This is a genomic window from Glutamicibacter sp. BSL13, from assembly GCF_052928425.1.
Map to the genome: position 1 here is coordinate 1 of NZ_JAVGCZ010000186.1, position 2,295 is coordinate 2,295.

Annotated in this window: 3 protein-coding genes; 2 read left to right on the plus strand and 1 reads right to left on the minus strand. The window is 70.1% G+C overall.

From position 1 onward, the window contains the following. Together RCJ92_RS15645 and RCJ92_RS15650 are read left to right on the plus strand one after the other, a co-directional pair. On the plus strand, positions 1-989 hold a 989-nt coding region (locus tag RCJ92_RS15645; RefSeq protein WP_446755087.1), incomplete at its 5' end, for an MMPL family transporter. Between the two features lie 166 nt (positions 990-1,155). Then, positions 1,156-1,617: a DUF2871 domain-containing protein gene (locus RCJ92_RS15650; RefSeq protein WP_054821723.1), complete on the plus strand. Its 462-nt coding sequence runs from the start codon at positions 1,156-1,158 to the stop codon at positions 1,615-1,617. A 156-nt stretch (positions 1,618-1,773) separates the two neighbouring features. Here the strand turns inward: RCJ92_RS15650 and RCJ92_RS15655 are convergent. Beyond that, a partial coding sequence (locus RCJ92_RS15655; RefSeq protein ID WP_446755088.1) for a zinc-binding dehydrogenase occupies positions 1,774-2,295 on the minus strand: 522 nt, incomplete at its 5' end.

The following is a 2,295-nucleotide window of genomic DNA, read 5'->3' on the forward strand; positions in this document are numbered from 1 at the left end:
GTGCCGGTGAGCACGGCGGCCAACACCGCCAGCACGGCACCGACCTGGGCCTGAAGCCCGCCGAGCAGTTCCGCAGCCCGATGGAATCGGCGAGCGCCTCAACGGTGCTCACCGAGCACTTCCCGGCCGGGGAAACCCAGCCGGCCACCATCCTCACCCATCCTGACCAGGCCCCACAGGTGGCCCGGGCCGCCGAACAGGTGCCCGGCGTGCAGCGGGTGAGCGAAATGGGCCGCAGCGCCGACGGCTCCTGGCAGCGGCTGCTGCTGGTGGGCCAGGCGGACCCCGGATCGAGCGAAGACCAGCAGATGCTGCGTGAGGTGCGCACCGCCATCCATGCGGTGGACGGGGCCGATGCGCTGCTGGGCGGGGCGGGGGCCGAACAGCTCGATGCCCACAACGGGCACCTGCGGGACTTTGCCGTGATCGCCCCACTGGTCTTGGGCATCTGCTTCGTGATGCTGCTGGTGCTCACCCGTTCCTGGCTGACCGCCGCCCTGCTGGCGCTGGTGAACCTGCTCAGCGCCGCGGCCGCACTGGGGCTGGGCGGGCTGATCGGCTCACTGGTGCTGGGCACCAGCGCATTCGATGTGCAGGTCCCGCTGCTGGCCTTCCTGTTCCTGGTCGCGCTCGGGGTGGACTACACGATCTTCCTCACCCAGCGGATCAAGCAGGAGGCGGCCCGCCAGCCGATCCGGGAGGCGGTGATCGACGCCGTCGGGCACACCGGTGCGGTGATCACTTCCGCCGGCGTGGTGCTGGCCGGGGTGTTCGCGGCGCTGGCCACCCTGCCGCTGATGGTGCTGGGCCAGCTGGGCCTGGTCGTCGGGCTCGGGGTGCTGCTCGATACCTTCCTGGTGCGCACCGTGCTGGTTCCGGCGCTGTTCACGCTGCTGGGGCGGCGCAACATCCCGGCCTGGGCGCCGACCCGGCAGCCGGAAACCGCTGCGGCGTCCCGCACCGAGATGGCGCAGACGCCGCGCAGCTAGCGCGCCACCGTGCCGGCTCGGGGCCGTGAGCGGCGAACCGCGGGCGGCGAACGGGCGGCAGACATTTTCCAATCAACCGGGCAGCCGTGGAGCACCACGGAGCACTGCCCAGCAACCACCGGTGCCCTCACTCCCGGGGCATCACCAAACCACAAGGAGAAAACAGATGCGCAAGATCCTGAACTGGGCCTTTGGCTACATGCTGGTCGGGGTGGCCTCCGGCCTGTTCTACCGCGAGTTCACCAAGGCCAACGACTTCCCGGCCGGCGAATTCACACAGCTGGGCCTGGCCCACACCCACCTGCTCACCCTGGGCTTCATCGTCCTGCTGATCGTGCTGCTGCTGGAGAAGGCGTTCGCGCTCTCCACGCACCGCAAGCTGTTCGGCTGGTTCTTCGCCACCTACAACGCCGGGGTCATCCTCACCTCGGCGATGCTCATCGTGCACGGCATGCTCACCGTGCGCGGGGTGGAGTCCTCCGCGATGATTGCCGGGTTCGCCGGGTTGGGGCACATGTTCCTGACCGCCGGGATGATCCTGCTGTTCGTGCTGCTGCGCCGCCAGGTGCGTCCTGCCATGGCGGGCGGCACCACGGCCGCTGCGGGTCAAGCCGGGCTGCAGCGCTAGCGCTCGGCGGTGAGGGCTGCGGGGTACTCGGACCAGACCGGGAACCAGCCCAGCAGCACCAACCCGGGTGTGGCCTTCTGGCCGCACCCGGGTGCGTCCCTGCCCGCCTGAAGTCTGTTGCCGGCACCTGGGCGGGCTGGGACCCTGCGCGCGGGGTTAGAAGGTGACCAGGGTGCGCACCGCCCGACCGGCGGCGAGCTCCTCCAGCCCGTCGTTGATCTCATCCAGGGTGCAGGTGCCCGAAACCAGTTCCTCCACCGGCAGCCGCCCTTCGCGCCACAGCCGCTCATAGAACGGGATGTCCGTCGCCGGCACTGCCGACCCCAAGTAGGAACCAATAATGGTTCGGGCCCCGGCGGTCAACGCCAGCGGTTCGATCTGGCTCATCGCCCCGGGCGCCGGCAAGCCAACGGTTACCAGGGTGCCGCCCACCGCGGTGGCACTGAACGCGGTCTCAAAGGCACGCGGGTGGCCGGCCGCCTCGATCACCACCGCGGCGCTCAGCCCCTGCTGGGCCAGCTGCTGCGGGGTGAGTGCCACATCGGCTCCCAACCGTTGGGCGGTGCGCAGCTTCTGCGGGTTCATGTCCACCGCAATCACCTTGCCGTGCGGCGTGTGCGCGCCGGCACCGGTCCTGGTGCTGCCGGGGTCCTTTACAACCGATGGGCCGGGATCGCG

Bases quoted from the DNA above. Each gene is read 5' to 3' on its own strand.
- RCJ92_RS15650 (WP_054821723.1), top strand. From the start codon at position 1,156: ATGCGCAAGATCCTGAACTGGGCCTTTGGCTACATGCTGGTCGGGGTG.